This is a genomic window from uncultured Schumannella sp., from assembly GCF_905479755.1.
GTDB lineage: Bacteria > Actinomycetota > Actinomycetes > Actinomycetales > Microbacteriaceae > DCRR01.
The window spans coordinates 23107-48696 of the sequence record NZ_CAJQNT010000028.1 but is presented as its reverse complement, the minus strand read 5'-3'; the positions used below and the strand labels follow the sequence as shown (position 1 = coordinate 48696).

General features: G+C 69.9%; 27 protein-coding genes. 16 read left to right on the top strand and 11 right to left on the bottom strand.

What is annotated here, in order from left to right; all coding sequences use genetic code 11:
- Positions 1-14: 14 nt before the first annotated feature.
- On the bottom strand, positions 15-1439 hold the full coding sequence (locus tag QZ258_RS08260) for an amidase (protein ID WP_294180461.1): 1425 nt from the start codon (positions 1437-1439) through the stop codon (positions 15-17).
- Between the two features lie 142 nt (positions 1440-1581).
- On the opposite strand from QZ258_RS08260, the gene QZ258_RS08255 reads away from it, so the two are divergent.
- From QZ258_RS08255 to QZ258_RS08240, 4 genes are all read left to right on the top strand, one after another.
- Positions 1582-1941, top strand: a complete 360-nt coding sequence (locus tag QZ258_RS08255; RefSeq protein ID WP_294180458.1) for a GntR family transcriptional regulator — start codon at positions 1582-1584, stop codon at positions 1939-1941.
- Positions 1942-1963: 22 nt separating this feature from the next.
- Complete coding sequence (locus QZ258_RS08250) at positions 1964-2851, top strand: ABC transporter ATP-binding protein (protein ID WP_294180456.1); 888 nt, start codon at positions 1964-1966, stop codon at positions 2849-2851.
- Positions 2848-3621: an ABC transporter permease gene (locus QZ258_RS08245; protein ID WP_294180453.1), complete on the top strand. Its 774-nt coding sequence runs from the start codon at positions 2848-2850 to the stop codon at positions 3619-3621. The genes QZ258_RS08250 and QZ258_RS08245 overlap by 4 nt, the downstream gene beginning before the upstream one ends.
- A gap of 95 nt (positions 3622-3716) precedes the next feature.
- Positions 3717-4337, top strand: coding sequence for a hypothetical protein (locus QZ258_RS08240; RefSeq protein WP_294180450.1), 621 nt, complete (start codon positions 3717-3719; stop codon positions 4335-4337).
- Here QZ258_RS08240 and QZ258_RS08235 read toward each other — a convergent pair.
- Genes QZ258_RS08235 through QZ258_RS08220 form a run of 4 tightly spaced genes read right to left on the bottom strand, consistent with a single transcriptional unit; the run spans position 4322 to position 6554 of the window.
- Positions 4322-4744, bottom strand: a complete 423-nt coding sequence (locus tag QZ258_RS08235) for a VOC family protein (protein WP_294180449.1) — start codon at positions 4742-4744, stop codon at positions 4322-4324. The genes QZ258_RS08240 and QZ258_RS08235 overlap by 16 nt on opposite strands.
- A gap of 40 nt (positions 4745-4784) precedes the next feature.
- Positions 4785-5363, bottom strand: coding sequence for a GNAT family N-acetyltransferase (locus QZ258_RS08230; RefSeq protein ID WP_294180447.1), 579 nt, complete (start codon positions 5361-5363; stop codon positions 4785-4787).
- A gap of 10 nt (positions 5364-5373) precedes the next feature.
- The gene (locus QZ258_RS08225; RefSeq protein WP_294180445.1) at positions 5374-6069 is read right to left on the bottom strand and encodes a uracil-DNA glycosylase; all 696 of its coding nucleotides are present in this window, start codon (positions 6067-6069) and stop codon (positions 5374-5376) included.
- On the bottom strand, positions 6066-6554 hold the full coding sequence (locus QZ258_RS08220; protein ID WP_363182234.1) for a phosphoribosyltransferase: 489 nt from the start codon (positions 6552-6554) through the stop codon (positions 6066-6068). Before QZ258_RS08220 ends, QZ258_RS08225 begins: the two co-directional genes overlap by 4 nt.
- A gap of 64 nt (positions 6555-6618) precedes the next feature.
- Between QZ258_RS08220 and QZ258_RS08215 the strand changes: the two genes are divergently transcribed.
- The gene (locus QZ258_RS08215) at positions 6619-8103 is read left to right on the top strand and encodes an MFS transporter (protein ID WP_294180441.1); all 1485 of its coding nucleotides are present in this window, start codon (positions 6619-6621) and stop codon (positions 8101-8103) included.
- Here the strand turns inward: QZ258_RS08215 and QZ258_RS08210 are convergent.
- Complete coding sequence (locus QZ258_RS08210; protein ID WP_294180439.1) at positions 8100-8888, bottom strand: SDR family NAD(P)-dependent oxidoreductase; 789 nt, start codon at positions 8886-8888, stop codon at positions 8100-8102. The genes QZ258_RS08215 and QZ258_RS08210 overlap by 4 nt on opposite strands.
- A gap of 33 nt (positions 8889-8921) precedes the next feature.
- On the opposite strand from QZ258_RS08210, the gene QZ258_RS08205 reads away from it, so the two are divergent.
- From QZ258_RS08205 to QZ258_RS08175, 7 genes are all read left to right on the top strand, one after another.
- On the top strand, positions 8922-9971 hold the full coding sequence (locus QZ258_RS08205) for an acyltransferase family protein (RefSeq protein WP_294180438.1): 1050 nt from the start codon (positions 8922-8924) through the stop codon (positions 9969-9971).
- A 121-nt stretch (positions 9972-10092) separates the two neighbouring features.
- On the top strand, positions 10093-11406 hold the full coding sequence (locus QZ258_RS08200; RefSeq protein WP_294180435.1) for a bifunctional o-acetylhomoserine/o-acetylserine sulfhydrylase: 1314 nt from the start codon (positions 10093-10095) through the stop codon (positions 11404-11406).
- Positions 11407-11486: 80 nt separating this feature from the next.
- Positions 11487-12746, top strand: coding sequence for a homoserine O-acetyltransferase (locus QZ258_RS08195; RefSeq protein WP_294180434.1), 1260 nt, complete (start codon positions 11487-11489; stop codon positions 12744-12746).
- Positions 12743-13630 carry a hypothetical protein gene (locus QZ258_RS08190; RefSeq protein WP_294180428.1) on the top strand — a complete coding sequence of 296 codons (888 nt, stop codon included), beginning with the start codon at positions 12743-12745 and terminating at the stop codon, positions 13628-13630. The genes QZ258_RS08195 and QZ258_RS08190 overlap by 4 nt, the downstream gene beginning before the upstream one ends.
- A 301-nt stretch (positions 13631-13931) precedes the next feature.
- On the top strand, positions 13932-15089 hold the full coding sequence (locus tag QZ258_RS08185; protein ID WP_294180425.1) for a sensor histidine kinase: 1158 nt from the start codon (positions 13932-13934) through the stop codon (positions 15087-15089).
- Positions 15086-16348 carry a hypothetical protein gene (locus tag QZ258_RS08180; RefSeq protein ID WP_294180423.1) on the top strand — a complete coding sequence of 421 codons (1263 nt, stop codon included), beginning with the start codon at positions 15086-15088 and terminating at the stop codon, positions 16346-16348. Before QZ258_RS08185 ends, QZ258_RS08180 begins: the two co-directional genes overlap by 4 nt.
- Before the next feature lie 43 nt (positions 16349-16391).
- Positions 16392-17057, top strand: coding sequence for a response regulator transcription factor (locus tag QZ258_RS08175; RefSeq protein ID WP_294180422.1), 666 nt, complete (start codon positions 16392-16394; stop codon positions 17055-17057).
- Here the strand turns inward: QZ258_RS08175 and QZ258_RS08170 are convergent.
- The 3 genes from QZ258_RS08170 to QZ258_RS08160 are packed head-to-tail and all read right to left on the bottom strand — an operon-like array spanning position 16995 to position 19981.
- Positions 16995-18287, bottom strand: coding sequence for an MFS transporter (locus QZ258_RS08170; protein ID WP_294180420.1), 1293 nt, complete (start codon positions 18285-18287; stop codon positions 16995-16997). The two genes, QZ258_RS08175 and QZ258_RS08170, sit on opposite strands and share 63 nt — an antisense overlap.
- A 60-nt stretch (positions 18288-18347) precedes the next feature.
- The gene (locus tag QZ258_RS08165) at positions 18348-18683 is read right to left on the bottom strand and encodes a thiamine-binding protein (RefSeq protein WP_294180418.1); all 336 of its coding nucleotides are present in this window, start codon (positions 18681-18683) and stop codon (positions 18348-18350) included.
- A complete protein-coding gene (locus QZ258_RS08160) occupies positions 18680-19981 on the bottom strand; it encodes a glycosyltransferase 87 family protein (RefSeq protein WP_294180415.1) in 1302 nt (433 codons plus the stop codon). Before QZ258_RS08160 ends, QZ258_RS08165 begins: the two co-directional genes overlap by 4 nt.
- A 126-nt stretch (positions 19982-20107) precedes the next feature.
- Here QZ258_RS08160 and QZ258_RS08155 point away from each other — a divergent pair, with 126 nt between their 5' ends.
- From QZ258_RS08155 to QZ258_RS08145, 3 genes are read left to right on the top strand one after another with little or no spacing between them, the layout of a single operon-like run.
- Positions 20108-20947 carry an ABC transporter substrate-binding protein gene (locus QZ258_RS08155; protein ID WP_294180413.1) on the top strand — a complete coding sequence of 280 codons (840 nt, stop codon included), beginning with the start codon at positions 20108-20110 and terminating at the stop codon, positions 20945-20947.
- Positions 20948-20986: 39 nt separating this feature from the next.
- Positions 20987-21847: an amino acid ABC transporter permease gene (locus QZ258_RS08150; protein WP_294180412.1), complete on the top strand. Its 861-nt coding sequence runs from the start codon at positions 20987-20989 to the stop codon at positions 21845-21847.
- The gene (locus tag QZ258_RS08145) at positions 21844-22578 is read left to right on the top strand and encodes an amino acid ABC transporter ATP-binding protein (protein WP_294180410.1); all 735 of its coding nucleotides are present in this window, start codon (positions 21844-21846) and stop codon (positions 22576-22578) included. Before QZ258_RS08150 ends, QZ258_RS08145 begins: the two co-directional genes overlap by 4 nt.
- Before the next feature lie 21 nt (positions 22579-22599).
- Here QZ258_RS08145 and QZ258_RS08140 read toward each other — a convergent pair whose 3' ends face one another.
- Positions 22600-23421: an ADP/ATP-dependent (S)-NAD(P)H-hydrate dehydratase gene (locus QZ258_RS08140; RefSeq protein WP_294180408.1), complete on the bottom strand. Its 822-nt coding sequence runs from the start codon at positions 23419-23421 to the stop codon at positions 22600-22602.
- Between the two features lie 104 nt (positions 23422-23525).
- Between QZ258_RS08140 and QZ258_RS08135 the strand changes: the two genes are divergently transcribed.
- On the top strand, positions 23526-24590 hold the full coding sequence (locus QZ258_RS08135) for an NADH:flavin oxidoreductase/NADH oxidase (RefSeq protein ID WP_294180406.1): 1065 nt from the start codon (positions 23526-23528) through the stop codon (positions 24588-24590).
- A 24-nt stretch (positions 24591-24614) separates the two neighbouring features.
- On the opposite strand, the gene QZ258_RS08130 is transcribed toward QZ258_RS08135, so the two are convergent.
- Positions 24615-25589: an IS481 family transposase gene (locus QZ258_RS08130; protein ID WP_294180404.1), complete on the bottom strand. Its 975-nt coding sequence runs from the start codon at positions 25587-25589 to the stop codon at positions 24615-24617.
- Between the last annotated feature and the right edge of the window lies 1 nt (position 25590).

Here is a 25590-nt window from a genome sequence, read left to right as displayed (position 1 = left end):
GATCACCACGGTAGTCACCACTGCGGCGGATGCACGCGGTGCCAGCCGAGCCGGCGCTCCAGTTGCGCACCGATCGCAAGCAGCACATCCTCGCCGCCGGGTCGTCCGATCAGCTGAACCCCCATCGGAATCCCCGCAGCGGTGCGGTGCACGGGAAGGGCGAGAGCAGGAAGGCCCGCCACGTTGACCATGCTCGTGAAGGGACTGACCCGGACCTGCTGGGCGAAGTTGCGCTCGGCATCCGCCGCGTCATACCAGCCGAGTTCGGGAGGCACGACCGCGAGCACCGGCGTGAGCACGGCATCGTACCCGGAGAGCTGGGTGATCAGACGGCGCTCGAACGCGACGGCGAACTGCAGCGCCTCGCCGAGCTGGCGCGCGCTCAGCTCGCGCCCGCGGGCGATCAGCCAGCGGGTGAGAGTCTCCGCGAGCCCCACGGCGTCGCCCTCGAGCGGGACGCCGGCCGCCGCCGCCTGCCACAACCGCAGGAACATCCGCGGATAGTCCGGCTCCGGCTCGAGCCCGAACTCCTCGACGCCGTGCCCGAGCGCGGCGAGTTCGGTCGTCGCGAACGCGAGCGCCGCGCGCGCCTCGGGCTGGAGTCCCACCTCGAATTCCGTCGCCCAGGGCGAATCGGCGGTGACGCCCACCTGGAACCGGCCCTCGCCGCGCACGGCGGCGTTGAGGAACGCTCCCCCCTCCCACGACGGGGCGGCCGTGGCGTGACGATACGGGGCCGCCCCGACGAGCGCGTCGAGCACGAGCGCCGCATCGCCGACGGTGCGAGCGAGCGGGCCGTGCGTGACGAGCCCGCCGAGGGAGGCGAATCCTGCCGCGCTCGGGATGCGTCCGCGTGAGGGCTTGAGTCCGACGAGACCCGTGGCGGCGGCAGGGATGCGGATCGACCCGCCGCCATCGGATCCGGGCGCGAACGGCAGCAGCCCGGCGGCGACCGCGGCCGCCGCTCCCCCGCTCGAGCCGCCCACGCCGAGCGCGAGATCGTAGGGATTCCGCACCGGCCGGCCCGCGAGCGGCTCGGTGTAGCCACTGAGGCCGAACTCGGGGGTCGCGGTCTTGCCGAGACTTACCGCTCCGGCCGCGTCGAAGGCGAGGGCGATCTCGTCGGAGGCCTCGGGCACGACGTCGGCCATCGCGCGCGATCCGAAGCGCGTCGGAACCCCGGCGCGCGCGACGAGATCCTTGTCGGCGAAGGGCAACGCCCACAACGCCGACGCGCGTGAGACCGGCGAGCTCACGCTCTGAAGCCACGCCGCGCGCTCGAGCGCGCGATCCGCCGTCACCTCGACGAAGGCACCGATCTCGGGATCGAGACGGGCGATGCGCTCGAGATAGTGCGCGGTGAGTTCGCCTGGCGTCCAGTCTCCGCGGCGCACGCCGTCGAGTTGCTCGTTCGCGGTGAGGTGATGCAATTCGAACACGGGTCGAGCCTAGGTCGCCGACCGCACCGCCGCCGCACGATGCCCGCACTTGACATCTCCGCGCCAGCCTGATTGGTTAGTTACATGACTAATGAACCCGTGGAGCCTGGGCGCCACGGATCCCGCCGAAGGGAGGGCGCCGATGGATGAAGGCCGACCGATCTTCCTGCAGATCGCTGAGCAGATCGAGAACGACATCATCGCGCGGGCGCTCCCCGAAGAATCACAGGTCCCCTCGACGAACGAACTCGCCGCGTTCTTGCGCATCAACCCGGCCACCGCCGGGAAGGGCGTCAACCTGCTCGTCGACGCCGGGATCCTCTACAAGAAGAGAGGGATCGGCATGTTCGTCGCATCCGGCGCCCGCACTCGGCTCATCGCCGAACGGCGTGAGCGGTTCCGCGACCAGTACCTCGTCCCGCTGTTGGCCGAGGCCGCCAAGCTCGACATTTCGGCCGAGCAGCTCGCGAGCATGATCCGCGACACCCCTCCGACCCCCTGATCCGCACAAAGGACACACCACGATGACCACCATCGCCCGGGTGACGAACGTCACCAAGCGGTTCCGCCACGTCACGGCGGTCGACGACGTGAGCTTCTCCCTCGACGAGGGGAAGATCTACGGCCTGCTCGGTCGCAACGGCGCCGGCAAGACGACGCTCATGTCGCTGCTCACCGGCCAGGAGTTCGCCAGCTCCGGCTCGATCGAGCTCTACGGCGCCTCGCCCGTCGAGAACGCTCGCGTGCTCGAACACATCTCGTTCATCAAGGAGAGCCAGCGCTACCCCGACGACTTCAAGGTCAAGCACGTCTTGCGCAGCGCCCCCTGGTTCTTCACCAACTGGGATGCCGAGTACGCCCGCAGTCTGGCGCACGACTTCCGCGTCCCGGTCGATCGCAGGATCAAGAAGCTCTCCCGCGGACAGCTCTCGGCGGTCGGCGTGATCGTCGGACTCGCGTCGCGCGCTCCCCTCACCTTCTTCGATGAGCCCTACCTCGGGCTCGACGCCGTTGCGCGGCAGCTGTTCTACGACCGCCTGCTCGCCGATGTGGGTGAGCACCCGCGCACCGTCGTGCTGTCGACGCACCTGATCGACGAGGTGAGCGAACTGCTCGAACACGTGCTCGTGATTGACGAGGGCCGCATCCTGATCGATGAAAGCGCCGAGGACCTGCGCGGCTCGGCGACGACCCTCGTCGGCGCTGCCACGGTGGTCGACGGCTTCACGGCGGGCCGCGACGTGATCCACCGCGAGGGCATCGGCGGCCTGGCCTCGGCCACCGTCGGCCGCTTGACGGAGGCCGAGCGCGCCGAGGCGCGCACCGTCGGCCTCGAGCTGGCCCCCGTGTCGCTCCAACAGCTCATCGTCCGCCTCACCAACTCCAGCGAGAAGGAGTACCTCGCATCATGACCGCCCTAGATACCTCGAGCCCGCTCCGCCCGGCGCCGACCGCGCTCCGTCGACTCTGGAACGTGGTGAAACTGCACGTCGCGAATCCGGCAACGGTGATCGTGCTGCCGCTCATCATCCTGGCGACGATCTTCGTGCTCAACATGCTGATCTGGTGGCTGCTTCGCGCGACGCTGCCGGAGGGAGGCGAGCTGGCCGCGACCGACGGCACCGAGTGGAGTGGCGCGAGCTCCTTCGTGTTCGTCTACATGCTCATCGTGGCCGTGCAGGCGATGAATGCGACCTTCCCGCTCGCGCTCGGCTATGGCGCCACGCGACGGGACTTCTACCTCGGCAGCTCCCTGGCCTTCGTCCTGCTCTCGGCCGGCTGGGCCCTGCTCCTCGGCCTCCTCGCGTTCGTCGAGGACGCCACGAACGGCTGGGGCCTCGGCGGAACGATGTTCACGAGCGTCTACTTCGGCGACGGCGGAGCGCTGGAGCGGACGTGGATCTTCTTCGTCCTGCTGGTGTTCTTCTTCTTCACGGGAGCCGCGGTGGCAGCCCTCTACGTCCGATGGAAGCAATACGGGCTGATCGGCTATTTCGTGACCCTTGCCTTCGGTCTTGTCGGAGTGATCGCCCTGATCGTGGTGACGGACAGCGGCGATGCCCTCGTCGAGAGCCTCGTCTCGCTCGGATTCGCGGGGGCCTACGCGCTCTTGCTCGTCCCGACGGCGCTCTCGGCGCTCGCCGGGTTCGCGCTGCTTCGCGGGGCGACTCCGCGCGGCTGATCACCGTTCGCCCGCCGGTTCTCGTCGGCGGGCGAACGACGTAAAACGACTGAAATTCAGTTTCTCCTGGTAGATTCTCCCGCGAAGGGAGACCGATGTCAGCTGTTCGCCTGCGTCGAGCCGCGGTCGCGGTCGCGTTGTCGCTGGCTCTCGGCGGATGCGCGACCGCGCCGGTCTCCGTCGCCGCCCCCGCCTCCCCGATCGCCACCACGACACCGGTCGTTGCCGCGCCGCCCTCGTCGCCGCCCCCGCCGGGCTTCACCCAGCCCCGCGAGTGCGCGGCGATGCTCGCGCCGCAACGGCTCGACGAGTTCGATCGCGACGGTCGTGAGCTCCTCGGCGGTCCCGGCGGTCGCTACGAGGGCGACTATCTGATCGACGAGACCCCCGAAGAGCAGGCGGGCGGCATCACCTGCATCTGGGGTGACGAGAGCGATCCCGCCACCACCATCACGATCTCGGTCGCACCGCTCGGCGCCGACACCCGCCCCGGAGTCGTCGCCGACCTGCGCGCGCAAGGGCTCAACGAGCAGACCCTCGATGACTTCGTGCGCTTCGGCCAGCTCGGCGACACGGTGAGTTCACCCGCGATCCTCAACGTGCTCCGCGAGGACAGCTGGATCTCCATCATCGACGCGCGAGGCGGTGAAACCGTGTTCGACCGTGTCGTCACGATCGCCGACGAGGTCGCCCGTGTCGTCTACGGCGCGTCCTGATCGCCCGGGAGCTCCTCGAAGACCGTCACCTGCATCCCTCCGGGCGCCTCAACGCGAGCGTTGAGGGAGTTCCACGGCGTTCGAGTCGGCGGCGCGACCGGCTCAGCCCCGCCCGCCACGAGCCGCGCGGCGGCCTCCTGCGCATCCGGCACCTCGAATGCCACCCGCACCGTGAGCGGGTACGGATGCGCGACATCCCGCCCGACCTCCACCTCGTCGATGTAGCGGACCTGCGCGGGGTTCGCGAGCTCGAGGGTGGCGGTCGGGATCCCGAGGATCACGACCCGCGCACCACCGTCCGCGTCGTAGGCCTCCAGTTCGGGGAGTCCAACGACGTCGCGATAGAAGGCGAGAGCGGCATCCAGGTCCTCGGTCTCCAGGACCAGGCGGAGTTGTGCGACGGTCATACCCCGAGCCTAGAACTCGGGAACCCACGAGCGCTGGGGTCTACTTGAGGCTCTTCTGCATCAAGACGGTGCCGAGCCAGCGACCGAACTTGAAACCGACCTTGCCCATGTGGCCGATCTCCTTGAACCCGTACGCCTCGTGCAGGCGAATCGAGGCGTCGGCGCCGCGATCCGCGATCACCGCCACGATCTCCTTGATGCCGGCCGCCTTCGAGCGCTCGAGCAGTTCGGCCATCAGTGCCGACCCGAGCCCTTTGCCGGTCGACGCCGGCCCCAGGTAGATCGAGTTCTCGACGGTGAAGCGGTAGGCAGCCTTGGCCTTCCACGGCGAAACCATCGCGTAGCCGAGGATCTCGCCGCGCGGGCTCTCGGCAACGATCCACGGAAAGCCGAGCTTCGAGACGAGTCGGAACTTGGCACGCATCTCCTTGAGCGTCTGCGGGTCCTCGTCGAAGGTCACGGTGGAGTTCGCGACGTAGTGGTTGTAGATCTCCAGCAGGTAGGGGATGTCGCGCTCGGTCGCGTCGCGCAAGGCGTACGCGAACTCCGCGATCGGGGCCTCCCGGCGCTTCTTGGCCCGGCGCAGCGCGACGCGCGGGTTGTACTCCTCGGGGATCATCGCGCCGATCCTACGCCGCGTCGTGCGGACTTGTCAGATCCCAGGCGATCGGCTCGGCCCCCGCAGCCTCGAGGAGCGCATTGGCTCGGCTGAACGGCTGGGACCCGAAGAAACCGCGGCGCGCCGAGAGCGGGCTCGGGTGCGCCGACTCGATGATCGCCCGCTCCGCGAGGAGGGGACGCACCGTCGCCGCATCGCGCCCCCACAGGATCGCGACGAGCGGAGCGTCGCGCCCCGCGAGCGCCCGAATCGCGCACGCCGTGACCGCCTCCCAGCCGCGGCCGCGATGCGAGCCCGGCGATCCGGCCTGCACGGTGAGCACACGGTTCAGCAGCAGGACGCCGCGCTCGGCCCAGCCGCTCAGATCACCGTCCGACAAGCCCGCCCCGACGTCGTCGTGGAGTTCGCGCGCGATGTTCTGCAGACTGCGCGGAAGCGGGCGCACCGAGGCCTCGGTCGAGAAGGCGAGCCCCACCGCATGGCCGGGGGTCGGGTACGGGTCCTGGCCGACGATGAGCACGCGCACCGCCTCGAAGGGCGTCTGAAAGGCACGCAGGATGCGCGGCGCCTCGGGAAGACACGGCCGGCCGGCCTCGGTCTCGGTGCGCGCGAACGCGAGGAGTCGAAGGACGTCATCGGCGACCGGCGCGAGCGCGTCGGCCCAGCCGGGCTCGACCAGCCCGCGCAGCGTCGCGACCGCGCTCATGCCTCGGGGTAGCTGACCGGACCTTCGGAGCTCCAGGGGAACATGATCCACTTGTCGGTGTGGCGCCAGGTGTAGTACGGCTCTTCGACCGTGCCCGGCTTCGCATACAGGCACACCGTGCGCACCTCGCCGCCGCCGGCCTGCAGCAGGCGCACGACGAGCGCGAGCGTGCGACCCGAGTCGGCGACGTCGTCCACCAGCAGAATGCTCTTGCCCTGTAGCGACTCCTGGTCGAGGGTCGGCGGCAACACGACCGGGGTGTCGAGGGTCGTGCCCACCCCGGTGTAGAACTCGACGTTGAGCGAGCCGAGCATCTTGACATCGAGCGCGTAGCCGAGCGCCCCCGCGAGGGTCAGGCCACCACGGGCGATGCCGACGATCGCGTCCGGCCGGAAGCCGTCGTCGGCGATCGTCTGGGCGAGCTCGCGGGCCGCCACGCCGAACAATTCATAGCTGAGAATCTCGCGCGCATCGGTCTCGGTCACCCTCATAACGTAGTCGTTCGCCGCGCCCTCGATCATCACCTCTCACGCCCGCTAGCATGCGGTGATGACCGCAGCGCAGACTCCCGGCACCGCCCGCTCGTTCGGAGCCATCACGGTGTCCCTCGTGGGCTTCCTGTTCATGGTGGAGATCACGAGCGGGATCCTGCAGGGGTTCTACATCCCGCTGATCTCCGACCTCGTCGTCCACCTCGGAATCCGGGATGCGGACTTCAACTGGTTCGAGGCCGCACAGCTGATGCTCTCGGCGCTCGCGGTGCCGCTGCTGGCGAAACTCGGCGACATGGTCGGTCACAAGAAGATCCTGTTGATCTCGACCATCCTGACGGCGGGCGCGAGTTGGTGGCTCGCCTTCGCGGGCGACTTCACGAGCTTCCTGATCGCGTGGGCCCTGCAGGGCTTCTACGTCGTCTGGCTGCCGCTCGAGGTGGCGCTGATCTTCGACCGCGGCCGCCGCAGCAACACCGGCGCCTCACAGACGCGTCGCGCCGCGGGCCTCCTCGTCGTCGGACTCGAGGCCGGCGCGATCATCGGAGCGCTCAGCTCGAGCCTGTTCTTCTCCGCGCTCGGCGAGAACGTCACCCTCACCCTCATGGTGCCGGCCGCGTGCGTCACCGCGGTGTTCTTCGTGATCCTGTTCGGAGTGCCCGAATCCGAGCCGCTGCCGGGCCGCTCCCTCGACCTGATGGGCTTCACGCTCCTCGCGGTTGGACTCCTGCTGATCACCTCGAGCCTGACCTTCCTGCGCATCAACGGCCCCGAGACCTGGTGGGTCTGGGCGCTGCTGGCGGCGGGCATCCTGACCTTCATCCCGTTCGGCCGGTTCGAGCTCCGCCAGAAAGATCCGGCGATCGATCTGCGCGTCATGCGACGCCCCGAGATGTGGCCGGTGCTACTCACCGCCGGACTGTTCGGCATCGCCGTGCTCGGTGCCCAGGCCCCGCTGTCGACCTACGCCGGCACCGATCCGGCGCTCGGCTACGGTCTGGGGCTCGCCGCCGGGATGCGCTCGGTGCTGATCGGCGTCTACCTGATCGCGATGATCGTCGGCGCCCTGCTGTTCCCGCTGCTGGCGCGCCGGACGACGCCGCGAATCTCGCTCATCACCGCCGCCTTCGTGGTCGCCCTCGGCTATCTGCTGTTCCTGCCCTTCCACCTGGAGACCTGGCAGGTCATGACCAACATGGTCATCGCGGGGCTCGGTTCGGGAGCGCTCGTCGCCGCGCTCCCCGCCGCCGCCGCGGCCGCGGCTCCGCGCGGTCAGACCGGCATCGCCGCGGGCCTCACCAACACGACCAAGACGATCGGCGGATCCTTCGCCTCGGCCGTGTTCGGAATCGTGCTCCTCACCGGCGTCACCAGCGCGGTGGGCACGGCCGCGAGCCTCAGCGGCTACATGACCGTCTGGGCGATCTGCGGCGGCGGCGCGCTCGTCGCGGGCTTCATTCTGTTCCTGGTGCCCGCCTCGGCGTTCGGCGACGCGCCCGCCGAGATCGAGGACATCCTCGTCCCGGGCACCGAGCCGAACTAGCTCGCGGCGCCCGAAGGCTTCGGGCTCAGCTCGCCCCGGATGACCTTGTGCGGGGCGGCCTGCGCGACCGGTTTGATCGTCACGAGGTCGAGATTGACGTGCCCGGGGAGCTCGATCGCGTGCACGATCGCCTCGGCGATGTCGTCGGCCACGAGCGGCGCCGCGACGTTCTCGTACACGGCATCGGCCTTCGCTTCGTCGCCCTTGAAGCGCACGAGCGAGAACTCCTCCGTGCGCACCATCCCCGGCGCGACCTCGAGAACACGAATCGGCTCGCCCGCCAGTTCCAGCCGCAGCACCGCCATCAGCGCGTGCGCGGCGAACTTGGCCGCGTTGTAGCCCGCGCCGCGCTCGTACACGGTGTGGCCCGCGATCGACGTGATCGTCAAAATGTCGGCGACCCCCGCATCCCGGGCGCCGTCGCGCAAGAGTGGCAGTAGCTTCTGGATCATCTGCTGCACGGCGACCACGTTGATCTCGAACATCGCGCGCCAGTCGGCCGGGTCGCCGTCCTCGACGGTCGCCATGTCGAAGGCGCCGCCCGCGTTGTTGACCAACGCGTGAATCGGGCCAAGCACCTCGAGCTCGGCGCGCACGCGTTCGACGTCCTCGGCACGCGTCAGATCGGCGACGATGACCTCGGCGCCCGTGTCGGCGGCGAGCGCCTCAAGACGGTCGGCTCGCCGGGCGATCCCGACGACCTGCCAGCCGTGCGCGGCGAACCGCCGGGCGGTCGCCTCCCCGATTCCTGAACTTGCACCTGTCACCACGACGCGCTTCACCATTCCCCCAGTATTGCCGGATTAGATTTCATGCCGATGACACGAGTTCCTCTCTGGGACAACGCCCGGGTTGCGATCATCGCGCTCGTGGTGGTTGGGCACGCGATCCAGCGCCAGACCTACGATTCCAACAACGCCCTCGGCGTGTACTTGGCGATCTATGCGTTCCACATGCCCGCGTTCATGCTGGTGAGCGGCTACTTCTCGCGGTCGGGCCCGCTGGACGCCCGGCGGATGCGCGGCATCGTGGCGGACCTGATCGTGCCGTACCTGATCTTCCAGAGCATCTGGACGATCGTGCAGTGGCTCGTCGAAGGAGCCGACTCGTTCAACCCGACCGCCCCGAAGTGGACGCTGTGGTTCCTGCTCACGCTCGCGATCTTCCGGGTCGCGCTCCCCTATCTCGCGCTCGTGCGCTGGCCGCTCGTGTGGGCGATCGCCGGCTCGGTCGCGGTCGGGTACTGGGGCAATGTGGACTCGACGTTCTCGCTCTCGCGCACCATGGGCATCCTGCCGTTCTTCCTCCTCGGCTGGATGCTCGCCCAGACCCACATCGTCGACCGCTGGCGCCACGCGCCGCGCGCCGTCGTGCTGGGGGCGCGGGCGGCCTCCCTCGGGGTCTGGGGCGCGTGGATCGCCGTCGTGGCGCTCAACATCCAGCTGTTCCGGGAGATGGATCTGCGCCTCTGGTTCTTCTACGACGAGTCCTACCGCGACCTGGACACCTCGGGCCCGCAGGCGGCGCTGCTGCGCCTCGCGATCATGGCGCTGGCGATCGTGCTGACGGCGGCGTTCCTCGTGCTCATCCCGCGGCGCGAGACGGTGGTGTCGCACCTCGGCCGCGCGACCATCTACGTGTACCTGCTGCACAGCTTCGTGCTCTACCCGATCCGCGAGTCGGGAATCCTGCGCGACGAGCACTCCTCCGCGACCTGGCTGCTCGCGATGATCGCGGTCTCGCTGCTGATCACCCTCATCCTGTCGAGTTCGTGGGTGCAGCGCCTGTTCCGGCCGCTCGTGCAACCGCGCGCACGCTGGCTGTTCCGAGAGGCCGACCCCGCACCGAGCCTGCCGCCGCGCCGCTGAGTCGCACGGGCGCCGCGTTACGTCAGATTGCGCCGTGGCTTGAGGCATTCGGCGAGCCCGCCTACTGTCGTCGCGAGCGGCCGAATTGTCGCCGCCCGCAGATGTCACTGAAGGAGCCCTCATGTCGGACTGGAAGTTCGAGACCAAGCAGATCCACTCCGGTGCGGCCCCCGACCCGGTCACCAACGCCCGCGCCACGCCGATCTACAAGACAACGGCCTACGTCTTCAACAACGCCGACCACGCCAAGAACCTCTTCGCGCTGGCCGAATTCGGCAACATTTACACGCGCATCATGAACCCGACTCAGGCGGTCATGGAAGAGCGCATCGCCGCGCTCGAGGGCGGCACGGCGGCCCTCGCGACCGCCTCGGGCATGAGCGCGATCACCTACGCGATCCTCAACCTCGCGAACGCGGGCGACCACGTCGTGTCGAGCTCGTCGATCTATGGCGGCACCTACAACCTCTTCAAGTACACCCTCGCCAAGCTCGGCATCGAGGTCACGTTCGTCGAGAACCAGGACGACGCGGAGGAGTGGCGGGCCGCCATCCGCCCCAACACGAAGGCGTTGTTCGCCGAGTCGGTCGGAAACCCGCGCATCAACGTGCTCGACATCGAGCTCGTCGCCGATGTCGCGCACGAGAACGCGCTCCCGCTCATCGTGGACAACACGATCGCGACGCCGTTCCTCATCCGCCCGATCGAGCACGGCGCCGACATCGTCGTGCACTCGGCGACGAAGTTCCTCGGCGGACACGGCACCGTCGTCGCGGGCGTCATCGTCGACGGCGGAAAGTTCCCCTGGAGCCAGCACGTCGACAAGTTCCCCGGCCTCACCGAGCCGGACCCGTCGTACCACGGTGCGAGCTACACCACCGCGCTCGGCGACGCGATCGCCTACATCATCAAGGCGCGCGTGACGCTGCTGCGCGACACGGGCGCTGCCATTGCCCCGGACACCGCGTTCGCGATCATCCAGGGCGTTGAAACGCTGTCGCTGCGTATCGAGCGTCACGTCGAAAACGCCCAGAAGATCGCCGAATGGCTCGAGGGGCACTCCGACGTGGCGAGCGTCAGCTACGCCGGTCTTCCGTCGAGCCCCTGGCACGCCGCCGGGCAGAAGTACGCGCCGCTCGGGGTCGGCGCGGTGCTGAGCTTCGAGCTCAAGGGCGGGGTCGACGCGGGCCGCGCGCTCGTCGAAAACGTGGCGTTGTTCAGCCACCTCGCCAACATCGGTGACGTGCGCAGCCTCATCATCCACCCCGCGTCGACGACGCACTCGCAGCTCACGCCCGAGCAACAGCTCACCACGGGTGTCACGCCCGGCCTGGTGCGTTTGTCCGTCGGCCTGGAGAACATCGATGACCTCATCGCGGACCTCGAACTCGGCTTCGCCGCCGCACGCAAGGTGAACGCGGCGATCAGCGCGTAACCCGCATCTCCCGCGCGCGACGAAGCCCGGTGGCGTAATACGGCCACCGGGCTTCGTCGTGTACGGAACAATGGGGAACGATGGACTGGCAGACACCGGAAGATGCGGTGCCGTCGGCGTTCGTCACCGAGTCCCACCGACGTGCCTTGTCGGCGAAGCCTCCCGCCTCGGGAGCCTGGCGGGTCGGCGATGATCCCGGGCACCGCCAATTCGCGGCGATCGGGGATCTCACCCTCGAGCGCGGCGGCGTGCTGCCCTCGACCGTCATCGCCTTCGAGACCTGGGGCGAGCTCAACGCCGATGCGAGCAACGCGATTCTCGTCCTGCACGCTCTCACCGGCGACAGTCACGTGGTCGGCCATGCCGGGCCGGGGCACGCCACGGCGGGCTGGTGGTCGGGACTGCTCGGCAGCGAGAAGGCCCTCGACCCCGCGAAGTGGTTCATCGTCGCTCCGAACCTCGTCGGCGGCTGCCAAGGCAGCACCGGCCCCGCCTCGTTCGCCCCCGATGGCGTCGAGTGGGGTGCCCGTTTCCCGTACCTCACGATCCGCGATCAGGCCGCGGCGCAAGCGCGTCTGGCGGACGAACTCGGCATCGCGCGCTTCGCGGCCGTGATCGGCGGTTCGATGGGCGGCATGCACGCCCTCGAGTGGGGAGCCATGTTCCCCGACCGCGTCGACCGCATCGCCGTGCTCGCCGCGCCTCCCGCCGCGAGCGCCGACCAGATCGCGCTCAACTCGGTGCAAAGCGAAGCGATCCGCATGGACCCGGCCTTCGCCGGGGGCGACTACTACGACGCGCCCGACGGCGAGGGACCGCACCGCGGTCTCGCGCTGGCGCGCCGCATCGCCCTGCTCAACTACCGCTCCCCGACCGAGCTCGACGAACGCTTCGAACGGAGCTGGCAGAGCGGGCTCAGCCCGCTCGGCGGCGGCGGCGTGTTCGCCGTGGAGAGCTACCTGGGCTTTCACGGCAACAAGTTCACCCGGCGGTTCGACGCCAACAGCTACCTCGTGCTGATCGATGCGATGAGCTCGCACGATGTGGGGCGCGATCGCGGCGGCGTGGCGGCGGCGCTCGGACGCATCCGCGCGACCGCGCTCGTCCTCGGGATCGAGAGCGACCGGCTGTTCCCGATCTCGGGGCAGGAGACCATCGCGCGGCACCTGCCGAACAACATTGACGGCGACCGACCGCACGTCATCTCTTCGCCCTACGGGCATGATGCCTTCCTGATCGAAGACGACCTCGTCGATGCGCAGCTGCGCCGGCTGTTGTCGACCCCGAGTGCAACCGCGCCCGCGGCTCCGGCGGGTGGATCCGGCACCGAGGTCTCGTGACGGCGACCGCGGCGAAATCGTGGCGCGGAGCTCCCGTCGTCCGGATCGCCGGTGTCGTGCTCGGTGCCACCTGCCTGGCGGCGGCCGTCGCCGGGTGCGCCCCGGATGCGCCCCTCAGCGACCCCGAGGGCGTTTCCGTCGCGCTGTACCAGACGCGGTCCGATGTGGCGGCGGGCGTGCTCGAGATCCAGGTCGTCAACGACGGCCCGACACCGCTCGTGGTGACCCGGGCGGCGTACCGCGGCCCCGAGTTCGTCGAGGTGCTGATCTGGCAGGGCACCGGCTCGACCGTGCATGCCGGGCATCGACTCGATCTCCCGGTGGCGCTCGTCGACGTCTCCTGCGATGAGCGTTCGACGCACGCCGCCACCGTGGAGCTTACGATCGTCCGCGACGGGCGCGAGCACACGGTCACCCGCACGCCGAGCGACCCGTTCGGGCAGGTCGAACGCCTTCGCGAGGAGGGCTGCTTCGCGGCGTCGCTCGCGGAACTCGGCGAACTCCGGATCACGCGGCTCGACCCGCCCGACGCGGCCGGCGACGCCGCCCACCTCGTGTTCGAGGCGGATCCCACCGGCGAATCGGGCTACACGGTCACCGCGGCGCGCAGCACGACGCTCGTTTCTCCCGCGGTCGACGGCGTCGGCCGCGACGAAGCGCCTCTCGCGTGGCGCGTGGCCGCCGGCGCGAACCAGTGGGCGCTGCCGATCGTGCCGACCCGCTGCGATCCTCACGCCGTGCTGGAAGACAAGCAGGGAACGCTCATCCCGCTGAGCGTCGAGCGCGATGACGGCGTCACGGGACGACTCGTCGTGGCCGCCTCCGCCGAGATTCGCGCCCAGATCCTCGACTACGTGGCGAGCTCGTGCGGGTTCTCGTCCTGAGACCGGAGGCGGAACGGGGAAGGGGCCGTGATGTTGTCACGGCCCCCTCGACCCCCCGGTCACCCTCGGGCTCTGCCCCAGGGCAGTGATCACACGGACTGCGATCACCTCGCCGATCGACCGATTTCGCGACCGTTTCGACGGAAATTGTGGCTGTGGCGCTCGCCCGCCTACCCCTCTGTAGGGATGACTGTACCCCGATTTCCCGATGCGCCACCCCGCGTGGCACCCCCAGTTCGCGTGCCACCTTGTGCCACGATCGGTCCGAGCACTCGCCCACCGTTCGAAAGCCCGCACGCCCATGGATCTCATCACTCGCGATCGCGATCGGCTCCTGCAACGCGCCGCCCGGGTCTACGGGCTCAGCTTCACCGTGGTTTCGGCACTGTGTCTCGCGGTCCCGGGCGTCGTCTCGCCGACGACGCTCGCGTGGTCGGCTCCCCTGTATCTGCTGCTCGCGATCGCGCAGTGGCGGTTGGGGGTCTCCGACGCGATCGGCTGGGTCTTGCTCTCACTCGTCGCCGGAACCGCGATCCTCGTCGTCGTGGTCACGCTCGACTCGGCAACCGGCGCCGCGGCCCTGCCCGCGCTGCTGCACATCAGCGCCGCATCCCTCGCCTCGGTCGGCCTCGTGCTCACCCGTTCGGCGCACCGCATCGCGCTCCTCGTGCTCTCGTTCTTGCTGATCACCGTCACGACGGTGCTGTTGACCGCGACCTACCAGGAGCCGCTGCGCACCGCGATCGTGCTGCTGCTGGGCTGGATTCTCGCCGCGATCATCGGGGTGTGGATCGGTGCCAGCGTCCCGCAGGTCGCCAAGCGCATCGCGAGCATCGGCCGCGCGCACCGCGCCGAACGGCAGGCGAGCGAGTTGGAGGCCCAGCGCCGCCAGTCCGCCCGACTGCTCCATGACACCGTCTTGGCCACGTTGACGCTCTTGGCGCACTCCGGCGTCGGGGTCAGCACGGATGCGCTCCGCGCACAGGCCGCCGACGACGCGCGCCTGCTGCGTCAGTTGCGCCTCGGCACGGTCGGCGGCACCGCCGAGCAGGCGAGTTCTCCGGTCGCCACCGATGAGACGGTGCTCGGGACCACCCTCGAGTCGGTCAAGCAGCGCTTCGGGCGGATCGGCCTCGAGGTGAGTTGGCACGGCACCGGCCAGGTGCTCCTGCCCAGCGACGTGCTCGACGCCTTCCTGCTCGCCCTCGCGGAGTGTCTGGAGAACGTTCGACGGCACTCCGGCGTCACGCAGGCCCACGTCACGATCACGGAAGACACCACCACGGTGCGAGCGCTGGTGACCGACTCCGGGGTCGGCTTCGACATTGCCGACATCGACGAGGCCAAGCTCGGGTTCACCGAGTCGGTGGTCGCGCGTCTGCGGGACGTCGGCGGAAACGCGCGACTGTTTTCGGCGCCCGGAGCCGGCACGACGGTGGCATTGGAGGTCCCGCGGTGAGCTTCCTGCAACTGGAAGAGAACACGCTCGGCGTCATCGTCGGGCACGCCAAGCGCGCCGCGAGCTCCACGGCGCGCTGGATGGGGCGCTCGAGCGCGGCACATCACGCCAGTCTCGGCACCGCGTTCCTCGGCCTCGGCGCCGCCATCATCGTCGGTCTGCGTGCGGTCTACGGCTTCAGCTGGTTCGTCGCTCTCTGGAACAGCTACCCGCTGGCGATCGTGAGCCTGCTGGCCTGGATTCTGCTTGCCGCGACGCTCGCCGCGACGATCCTCAGCACGCGCGTCGCGGGCGATCGACTGCGCGACTGGATGTTCGTCGTGTTCCTGCTCGGGATCGCGGGAACCGTCGCGCTCGACGTCGTCGCCGTGTGGGAGCTCCACGATCTCGGCCGGGACGCGACCGCGGCGCTGGTGACCGGCATGGCGCTGCTCGTGGTGGTCACCTTCCGCGACAAGTGGGAGGTGCTGGGCGCCGCGGGCGTTCTCGGCGTGTCCTTCACGATCCTGGTCTTCTTGAACCTCGAGCCGGGGGCGGAGTTGGATCCGCGTTGGGTGGCGGCCCAACTGACCGCGATCGCCCTGCTGGTGCTGCCCGCCCTCATCGGCGTGGTGATTGTCGAGTCCTTCCGCCGCCTGGTGCAGGTGGAGCTCGATCGGGTGCTCGTGCAGAGCACGGTTTCGGCCCCGCGATTCGCCGTCGGCATGCTCGCCTCCGAAGAACTGGCGCGCCTCGACTTCGCCGCCGAGGAGCTCCTCGACTCGATCGCGACGGGCACGACTCCCCTGCCGCTGACCCCGAAGACCGCCTCGGTGGCCGCATCGCTGGCAACCGAACTACGGCTGCACCTCATCGAGGGCCGTCGCGAGACCTGGCTGTACCACGCCGTGAGCGAGTCCGAAATGCTCGGTCGCTCGGTCACGCTCGTCGACAAGTCGAGCCTGGCGGGCCTCCTCGACCCCACGCAGCGCGACGGCCTCCTGGCGACGGCGTGGCTGCTGTTGAGTGACACGGCGAAGGCGAACGCGCACCGGTCCATGACGCTGCAGGTCGGTCCGCTCGACCCGGCGGCCACCGGGGTGCCCGAGCGCAAGATCCTCGTCCCGATCTCGATCACGACGACGGGCGCCCCGCGCAACCGGGTCGACCCCGCCGTCTGGGATGCGATCGAACGCGTCGGAAAGTACACCGACACCACCCAGGATTCCAGCCTGCGCATCGACATCGAGTGCCTCGTCGACAACCCGGCGGACACATGACATTCCCACCCGACCTCACCCCCACCCAGAAAGGATCGTGCAGGTGACGCCCTCCCCGATTCGCCTCGCTCTCGTTGACGACCACCGGATGCTGCTCGGCGCCCTGACCGAATGGATCCGCAACGCCGCCGACGACATCTCGATGGTCGCGGCGGTCGCCTCGTGGCCCGAGCTCACGCTGCATCCCGAGTTCCCGGTCGACGTCGTCCTGCTCGACCTCGATCTGAAAGACAACATCCCGGTCGCCCTGAAGATCAACACCCTGCGCTCCGCCGGAGTGCGCGTCGTGCTGATGAGCACCTACTCCGAACCCAACGTGGTCCGCGAAGCACTCGCCTCCGGAGCGCTCGGCTACCTCGTCAAGAGCGAGGACGCTGAGATGATCGTCGAGGCCATTCGTGCCGCCTCGAAGGGGGAAAGCTTCATCTCGGCCGAGCTCGACCTCGCGCTCAACGCCTCCGACATCGGCGGGGCGCCCAAGCTCTCCGCCCAAGAGCGCCGCGTGATGGCGCTGTACGGCGGCGGCGAGCCGGTCAAGAGCGTCGCCTACGAACTCGGCATCTCCGAGGAGACCGCCAAGAGCTATCTCAAGCGGATTCGCGAGAAGTACCGCGTGGCCGGCATCGACGTCGGCACCAAGGTGGCGCTACGACGTCGCGCCATCCAGGACGGAATCCTCATCCAGGACGGGCCCGCCGGAAGCTTCTGAGCCGCGCGGGCTGTGACCGCTGATCGGGCGCGCGCCCGGTCGACGGTCGGCGGCGGCCCCGGCGAGCGCGAACGCGATCCCCGGCACGCACAGCGCCAACCCCACCCAGACCGGGGCGACGTATCCCCACTGCGCGGCGATCACGACGCCGCCGAGGGCGGCGCCGAGGCTGTTGCCGAGGTTGAGCGAGGCGTGGTTGCCGGCGGCGGCGAGCGTCTGGCTCTCGCCCGCCACATCCATCAACCGGGTCTGGATCGCCGGCGAGAGCGCCGCCGCCGAGGCGGTCACCAGGAACATCCCGCCGAACAGCCCGAGCGGGCTCGCGGCCGTGAGCGCGAGCAGGACGAGGGAGGCGGTGAAGGCGCCGAAGCACCAGTAGATCGCCCGCAACGGCCCATGGTCGGCGAGACGGCCGCCCGCCAGATTGCCGATCGTCATGCCGACGCCCGCCACTACGAGCACCCACGGCACCGCCGAGGCATCCAGCCCGGTGACCTCCGTCGAGAGCGGCGCCACGTAGGTGTACACCGCGAAGAACCCGCCGAAGCCGATCGCGCCGGTCATCAGCGCCAGCCACACGCGACCGCGCGCGAAGCCGGAGAGCTCACGCCGCACCGTCGCGTGCGCATCGCCCGCCTGCGCCGGCACGACGAGACGAATCGCGACGACGGTGACCGCGAAGATCGCCCCGACCGCGAGGTAGGCGATCCGCCAGCCCGCCGCCTGGCCGAGGGCCGTGATGAGCGGCACGCCGACGACGTTGGCCACGGTGAGTCCCGAGAGCACGAGCGCGACGCCGCGCCCGCGGTTGCCGGGCCCCATCAGCGAGGCGGCGACGAGCGCCGCGACGCCGAAGTAGGCGCCGTGCGGCAGCGCCGCGACGAACCGGGCGGCGACGACGAGTTCGAAGGTGGGTGCGAAGGCCGAGGCGAACGTTCCGGCGGTGAACGCCACCGCGAGCCCCACCAGCAGCCCGCGCCGCGGCAGCCGCGCCGCGAAGACCGCGATCGTCGGGGCGCCGAGCACGACGCCCGCCGCGTAGGCCGAGATCAGCAGACCGGCTTGACCGATCGCGTCCTCCGGCGAGGCGGCGTACACCGCGGGCAAGAGATCGCGCGCGAGCTCGGGCAAGAGGCCCATCGCGACGAACTCGGTCGCACCGATCCCGAACCCCCCGAGCGCGAGCGCGAGCAGCGCGAGGTTGGTGCGAGCGCGAGAGAGCTGAGGCATGGCGAGCGACCGATCTGAGAAGACAACGAAACGACGGCTCGCCGTTGAGCCGCATTCAGCCTAGAGCGCGCGGGGCGACTCGCGCTCGGAACGCTCCAGCGCCGCCTCGAGACGCTCCACCTTGCCGGTCAGCTCGCCCGTGCGTCCCGGGCGGATGTCGGCCTTCAGCACGAGCGACACGCGAGTACCGTAGGCGGCGACCGCCTCGGTCGCGCGCTTGACGACATCGAAGACCTCGTCCCACTCCCCCTCGATCTCGGTGAACATCGAACTCGTGTGATTCGGCAACCCCGACTCGCGGACGACGCGCACCGCCGCCGCGACCGCATCGTGCACGGAGTCGGCTTCGGTTCCGGCGGGGCCGCCGCTCGGGGCGACGGAAAAGGCGACGATCATGACGACCATCCTGCCGTGTTCGCACTTCTCGCGTCGGCGCGCGGCGCCCGGACCGCGGTCACCAGGCCCGCCAAGGTCCACACCGCCCAGCCGAACAGCACCAGATAGAGCAGATTGCGGGCTGTGAGGACGACGAGCGGCACGACGCCGAGCGCGACCAGGTCGTCGTAGAGGAACGGATAGATCGCCTGCGTCAGCACCGCGATCAGCAGCGTCAGCACGGCCGGCACCCGAAAGCTCGACCCCTCACCGCGAACCGCGGAGACCAGCCCCCAGATCACCGGAACCGCGAGCCAGGAGACGAATTGCGGGGAGCCGACCTTGTTGAACACGATGAGCGCCGTCGTGATCGCCAGGGCGAGCACCGGCAGCAGCTCCGCGCTCGCCACCCCGCGCCGCAGGGCGACGACGGCGGCCACGAGCAGCACCGCAACGGCCACGGCGAGCAGCGGGGTCGCGATCGCCGCCGCCGCGGCGACCCCGTCCCCGCGCAGCTGAAAGGTGAGAATCGACGTGTCGTAGTACACGGCACTCGCTCCCGCGGGATGGATGGCGGCATCCCACATCCACGCCGTCGCGCTGATCGCCTCGATCTGCAGGCCGCGCCCGGTCTGCTCGGTGATGAAGCTGAAGACGGTGCCGCCGGCGCCGGCGGCGAGCGCCACCGCGAGCACCACCACGGTCGTGGCCGCCGCCGCCACCGCCACCCGGATGCGTGACCGATCGACGAGCACGATCGCGGCCACCAGCGCCGCGGGCCACACCTTGATCCACGCGGCGACCGTCAGCAGGATCCCGGCGGCGCGCGGCGCGAGCTGGAGCACCACGACGCCGGCGAGCGCGACCGCGACCGTCACGGTGTCGATGCGCCCGAGCGCGACCGGGCCCAGCAGCACGAGGAACGCGATCCACCACCAGGCGACCGGCGCGATGCGCCGTGCGCCGTGGGGCCTCGCCCCGAGCGACAGCAGCACCGCGAACGCCGCCGCATTGACGAGCATCATGAGGCTCAACCAGGTGCTGACGTAGAGGTCGAGGCCGAGCACCGTCGCCGCCAGCATCGGGACGAGCGCGAGGATCGGATAGACCCAGACGGTGTCGATGCCGACCCACTGCCCGGTCGTCTGGCCGTACTCCATCCAGAACCGGTAGACGAATCCGACATCGCCCAGCGGGTTCCCCGGCGCGTAGAGGCCGAGCATCCCGAGCCAGAGATGCGCGAGGACGAAACCCAGCCACAGCGCGATCGGGTGGGAGGCGGCGTCACGGATCCGACGGCCACGCGTGGCAGGCGGCATGCGCCCAGCGTAATCGCGCGCGCGTCACGAAACGCAACACCGCACCACGGCAGCCGTGCGCACACCCGAGAATGGGACCACAGCACCACGGTTCGCCCGTCTCCCCACGACCTGGAGGTCTTTTCGATGCCCCGTTCCGCCCCGCCGCGTCGCACCGCGCGCGCACTCGCGCTGCTCGCCGCAGCCTCGCTTACCGTCGGCCTGAGCGCCTGCCAAAGCACCGAGGCGACGTCCGACTACGTCACCGAAGGCAAGCTCACGATCGGCACCGGCGAGCCCGCCTACTACCCGTACGTGATCGACGACGCGCCCGAGTCCGGCGACGGCTTCGAGGCCGCCATCGCCTACGCCATCGCGGCCGAACTCGGCTTCGACGCGGCCGATGTCGTCTGGGTGCGCACGACCTTCGAGGAAGCCATCGCGCCGGGCCCGAAGGACTTCGACTTCAACCTTCAGCAGTACACGATCACGAGCGATCGCGCCGAGAACGTCGACTTCTCGTCCCCGTACTACGCGACGCCGCAGGCGGTCGTGACGGTGGACGGAACCGCGTACGCCGGGGCGACCACCGTCGCGGAACTGTCCGACGCGCTCGTCGGCGCCGCATCCGGCACGACGAGCCTCGCGGCCGCCGAGAGCGCGATCGCGCCGACCGCCGGCGTGCAGGTGTTCAACAGCAACGACGACGCCGTGCTCGCGCTGCAGACCGGCCAGATCGACGCGCTCGTCGTCGACCTGCCGACCGCGTTCTACCTCGTCGGGGTCGTGCTCGAGGGCGGAGTCCTGCTCGGACAACTGCCGGCCGACGACGGCGTCAGCGACGAGTGGGGTCTCGTGCTGCCGAAGGGCAGCGCGCTGACCGCCGAGGTGACCGCCGCCGTGGATGCGCTGCGCGACGCCGGAACCCTCGATGAGATCGCGGCGACCTGGCTCGGCGAGGACGCGGGCGCCCCCGTCCTGCAGTAGCGGGAACGCCTCGACGAATCGCTCCCGTAGGCTTTCGTCGTGACTGACACGAAGGCCCGGCACCCCAGCTCGATCGAGCTGGAGCGCCGGGCCTTCCGTCGTCAGCAATCGGTGCGGTCGGTGCTGATCGCCGCGATCTCGACCATCGCGTTCGCCGTGGTGGTCTGGCTCACGATCATCAACACCCCCGGCTGGTCGGTCGTGCAGCAGAGCTTCTTCGATCCCGAAAGCTGGGTGGCCGCCTGGCCGCGGGTGTTCGACGGCTTCCTGCTCAACCTGCGCGTGCTCGCCGTCGCCGCGATCGCCGTCGCGATCCTCGGCACGCTCATCGCCGCGATCCGTACCCTGCGCGGCCCGGTGTTCTTCCCTCTCCGCGCGCTCGCCGCCGGATACACGGATCTGTTCCGCGGTCTTCCACTGATCATCGTGCTCTACCTGGTCGGCTTCGGGGTGCCCGGGCTCGGACTGACCGCCGAGCGCATCCCCGCCGAAGTGCTCGGAACGGTCGCCCTCACGCTGACCTATTCGGCGTACGTCTCGGAGGTGATCCGGGCCGGCATTGAGGCGGTGCACCCCTCGCAGCGGCTCGCCGCGCGCGCCCTGGGCCTGTCCAACGCCCGCACGATGCGGCTCGTGGTGCTGCCCCAGGCCTTCCGCAAGGTCACCCCGGCGCTCATGAACGATTTCGTCGCCATGCAGAAGGACGTCGGGCTAATTTCGGTGCTCGGCGCCGTGGACGCGGTGCGCGCGGCGCAGATCGAGACCGCGAAGGCCTTCGACTTCACCCCGTACGTGGTTGCGGGGGTGCTGTTCGTGCTGCTGGCGCTCCCGATGATCCGCCTCACCGACTGGTACACCGCCCGTGTGCGGCAGCGCGAGCAGGCGGGAGCGATCGTATGAGCGCCGTGTTGCGGGCGCGCGGCCTGCACAAGTCCTTCGACGACACTCCGGTGCTCCGAGGAATCGACCTCGATCTCGCCGAACACGAGGTCGTCGCCCTCATCGGCGCGAGCGGGTCCGGCAAGTCGACGCTGTTGCGCTGCCTCAACCTGTTGGAGCGGGTCGACGACGGACAGATCTGGCTCGGCGACACCGACATCAGCGACCCGCGCATCCGACCCGACGCCGTGCGCGCCCGGTTCGGCGTGGTGTTCCAGAGCTACAACCTGTTTCCGCACCTCTCGGTGCTCGACAACGTCACGCTCGCCGCACGCCACGTCCACGGCGCCCGCCGCGCCGACGCGGAGGCCGTCGGGATGCGACTCCTGGAGCGCATCGGCCTCGCCGAGAAGGCGCACGCCCACCCCGATCGACTCTCCGGCGGTCAACAGCAGCGCGCCGCGATCGCGCGGGCGCTCGCGACCGACCCCGAGGTGCTGCTGCTCGACGAGATCACGAGCGCCCTCGACCCCGAACTCGTCGGCGAAGTGCTCGAACTGGTGCGGGAACTGGGCCGCGACGGCGCGACGATCCTGATGGCGACGCATGAGATGGCGTTCGCCCGCGACGTCGCCGACCGGGTGTTGTTCCTCGACGGGGGCGTCGTCGTCGAGGAGGGTCCGCCCGCGCAGGTGTTCGGCGCGCCGCGCGAGGCGCGCACGCGCGAGTTCCTCGCCCGCTTGGCCCCCTGACCCCGGACGCGCGGAGACGTCTCAGCCGTAGACGAGCAGCGCCCGCACGACGTGCGGGATCTCGGCGCACAGATCCAGGATCGTGAACGGGCCGCCGGCGCTGGCCCGCTCGGCGGCGAGACCGTGGATGACCGCCGCGGTCGCCGCGAGCGGAAGGAGGGCACGCGCATCCGAGGCGAGTCGCTCGTGGTGCGTCGCGATGAGCGCCCCGAGCACGCCCGCGAGGGCGTCGCCCGCGCCGGCGGTCGCAAGCCAGGTGGGCGCCGAGCGCACGCGCAGCAGTTGGCCACCCGGATCCGCGACGTGCGTCGTGTGGCCCTTGAGCAGCACGACCGCGCCGACTCGGTCGGCGGCCGAGACCGTGGCGGCGGCCGGGGCGGCGAGAATCGTGTCGACGCTCTCCCCCGTCAGGCGCGCCAGCTCTCGAGCATGCGGGGTGAGCACGAGCGGACCGCGGGCCCGGCCGGAAAGATCGAGGGCGCCGCCGTCAAGCACGGTCGGCAGCCCCTGTTCGATCGCGTCACGCAGGCGCTGCGCCTCCGCCTCGTCGCGTGCCTGCGCGTCCTGCCCCGACCCGAGCACCCAGGCCTGCACGCGCCCGAGGTCGGCCACGGCCTCGGGACGCCGCGCGAGGACGAGCCCCGCCACGGCATCCGGACCGACGAAGCGCGCCATCCCGACGCCCGTGCGCAACGCCGCCTCGATGCCGAGCACCGCGGCCCCCGGGTATCGTGTCGACCCGGTGACGAAGCCGACCACGCCGCGCGAGTACTTGTCGTCGGCGACCTCGGGCACCGCGACCCAGGAGGCGGCATCCGCCGCACCGAACAGCTCCTCGCTCACACCCCCACGCTAGCGGGCGGCGTCGATCCGGGGCGGATGCGCGGAATTCGGAATCTTTGCCCGCTCGCACGAGTTGTCCCCAATATCCGATCCGAAAGGACCCCATGGCCGCGCTGTTCGACCCGATCTCGCTCCGAGGACTCACCGCCCGCAACCGCATCTGGGTTGCCCCGATGTGCCAGTACTCGGCCGAGGACGGAGTGCCGAACGACTGGCACCTCGTGCACTTGGGGGCGCTGGCCCGCGGCGGAGCGGGGGTCGTGATCGCCGAGGCATCGGCGGTCGTGCCGGAGGGCCGAATCACCCCCGCCGACACCGGGATCTGGAACGACGAGCAGGTCCACGCCTGGAGGCGCGTCACCGATTTCGTGCGCTCCCAGGGCGCACTCTCCGGAATCCAGCTCGCCCACGCGGGCCGCAAGGCCTCGACGTTTCGCCCCTTCGACCCCGAACACGGCTCGGTACCGATGACTCGCGGCGGCTGGCAGACGGTCGCCCCGTCGGCAATCGCGTTCCCCGACCATGCCGAGCCGCGCGCGCTCGAGGCCTCCGAACTCCCTGCCCTCGTGCAAGCCTTCGCCGACGGTGCCCGACGCGCCATCGACGCCGGTTTCGACCTCGTCGAGGTGCACGCCGCGCACGGCTACCTCCTGCACCAGTTCCTCTCGCCGCTCACGAACCACCGCGACGACGAGTTCGGGGGCTCCCTGGAGAATCGCGCGCGCCTGACCCTCGAGGTCATCCGCGCGGTGCGCGAGGCGATCGGCGACCGCCCCCTGCTGGTGCGGTTCTCGGCCACCGACTACGCCGACGGCGGCTGGGACCTCGAGCAGACCGTGACGGTCGCGGACTGGGCGGCGAACGCCGGAGCCGACTTCGTCGATGTCTCCAGCGGCGGGCTCATCACGGGCGTGACGATCCCGGTCGGCCCGGGATATCAGGTTCCCTTCGCCGAGCGCGTCAAGCGGTCGACCGGTATGCCGACCTCGGCCGTGGGCCTCATCACGGAGCCCGCACAGGCCGCCGGAATCGTCGAGAGCGGCCAGGCCGATGTCGTCATGCTGGGGCGCGAAGTGCTGCGCGACCCGCACTTCCCGCTTCGCGCCGCGCGCGAACTCGGGGTCGAGCTCGACTACTGGCCCGCGCCGTACGCGCGCGCGAAGCTCTAGTCGGTCGCCACGCGGCGCACCCGGCTAGATGTACTGACCTCGACCGTTGTTGATTCGGTCGATGGGGGTTTTGCCTCCGATGCCGAGGTGGCGCCTGTCTAGGTTGTAGTAGTCGATCCAGGCCGTCAAACCGGCAGCGCGGTCGTCGTTGGATGTCCAGGGGTGGGCGTAGGCCCATTCGGTTGCGAGGGTGCGGTTCAGGCGTTCGACTTTCCCGTTTGTCCAGGGGCAGTGCGGGCGGATGAACTTCTGGCTGATGCCGTGCGTGTCGATCACGTGCCTGAAGGCGGCCGAGTGCCGGTAGGCGAACGCGTTGTCGCTGATGACGCGTTCGACCCTGACCCCGAGCGTCGCGTAGAAGCCGATGGCCCGCTCAAGGACGCCGGCCGCTGTCGCGCCGTTCTCGTCGTCGTGGATCTCCGCGTAGGCGACCCTGGAGTGGTCGTCGATGACGGTGTGGACGTAGTCGTATCCCGGGCCCCGCTTGCGGTTCGGGCGTTCGCCGCGACCGTGCAGACGCCACCCGCCGCCGTCTGGGATGCGACCGAGTTTCTTTACGTCGATGTGAATCAGCGAACCCGGATGCTCGTGCTCGTAGCGTCTCGCGGACCGGCGGGTCGCGCGGATCACCGTGCCGGTGACCGGATCCAGCTCTCGCAGCAGCGGAACCCCGTGCCGACGCAGCACACGCCCCACGGTCGAAGCCTGCAGGCCGAGCTTGTCGGCGATGAACACCGGGCCGCGGCGGGTGAGGTGACGCATGATCCGTACCCGCGTCTCCACGCACGCCGCCGTCCGGCGAGGGTGCAAGCGGGCAACGCTCGAGCGATCGACGAGGCCAGCAGGGCCATGTTCGCGGAACCGGCGCCACCACCGCCACGCCGTCGTGCGCGAAATGCCCATCTCCGCCGCAACATGCGCAACCGCACGCCCCGATCCGATGCGCTGAACCATGATCAACCTGCCAGCGGGCGTCAGCCGGGCATTAGCGTGAGACACG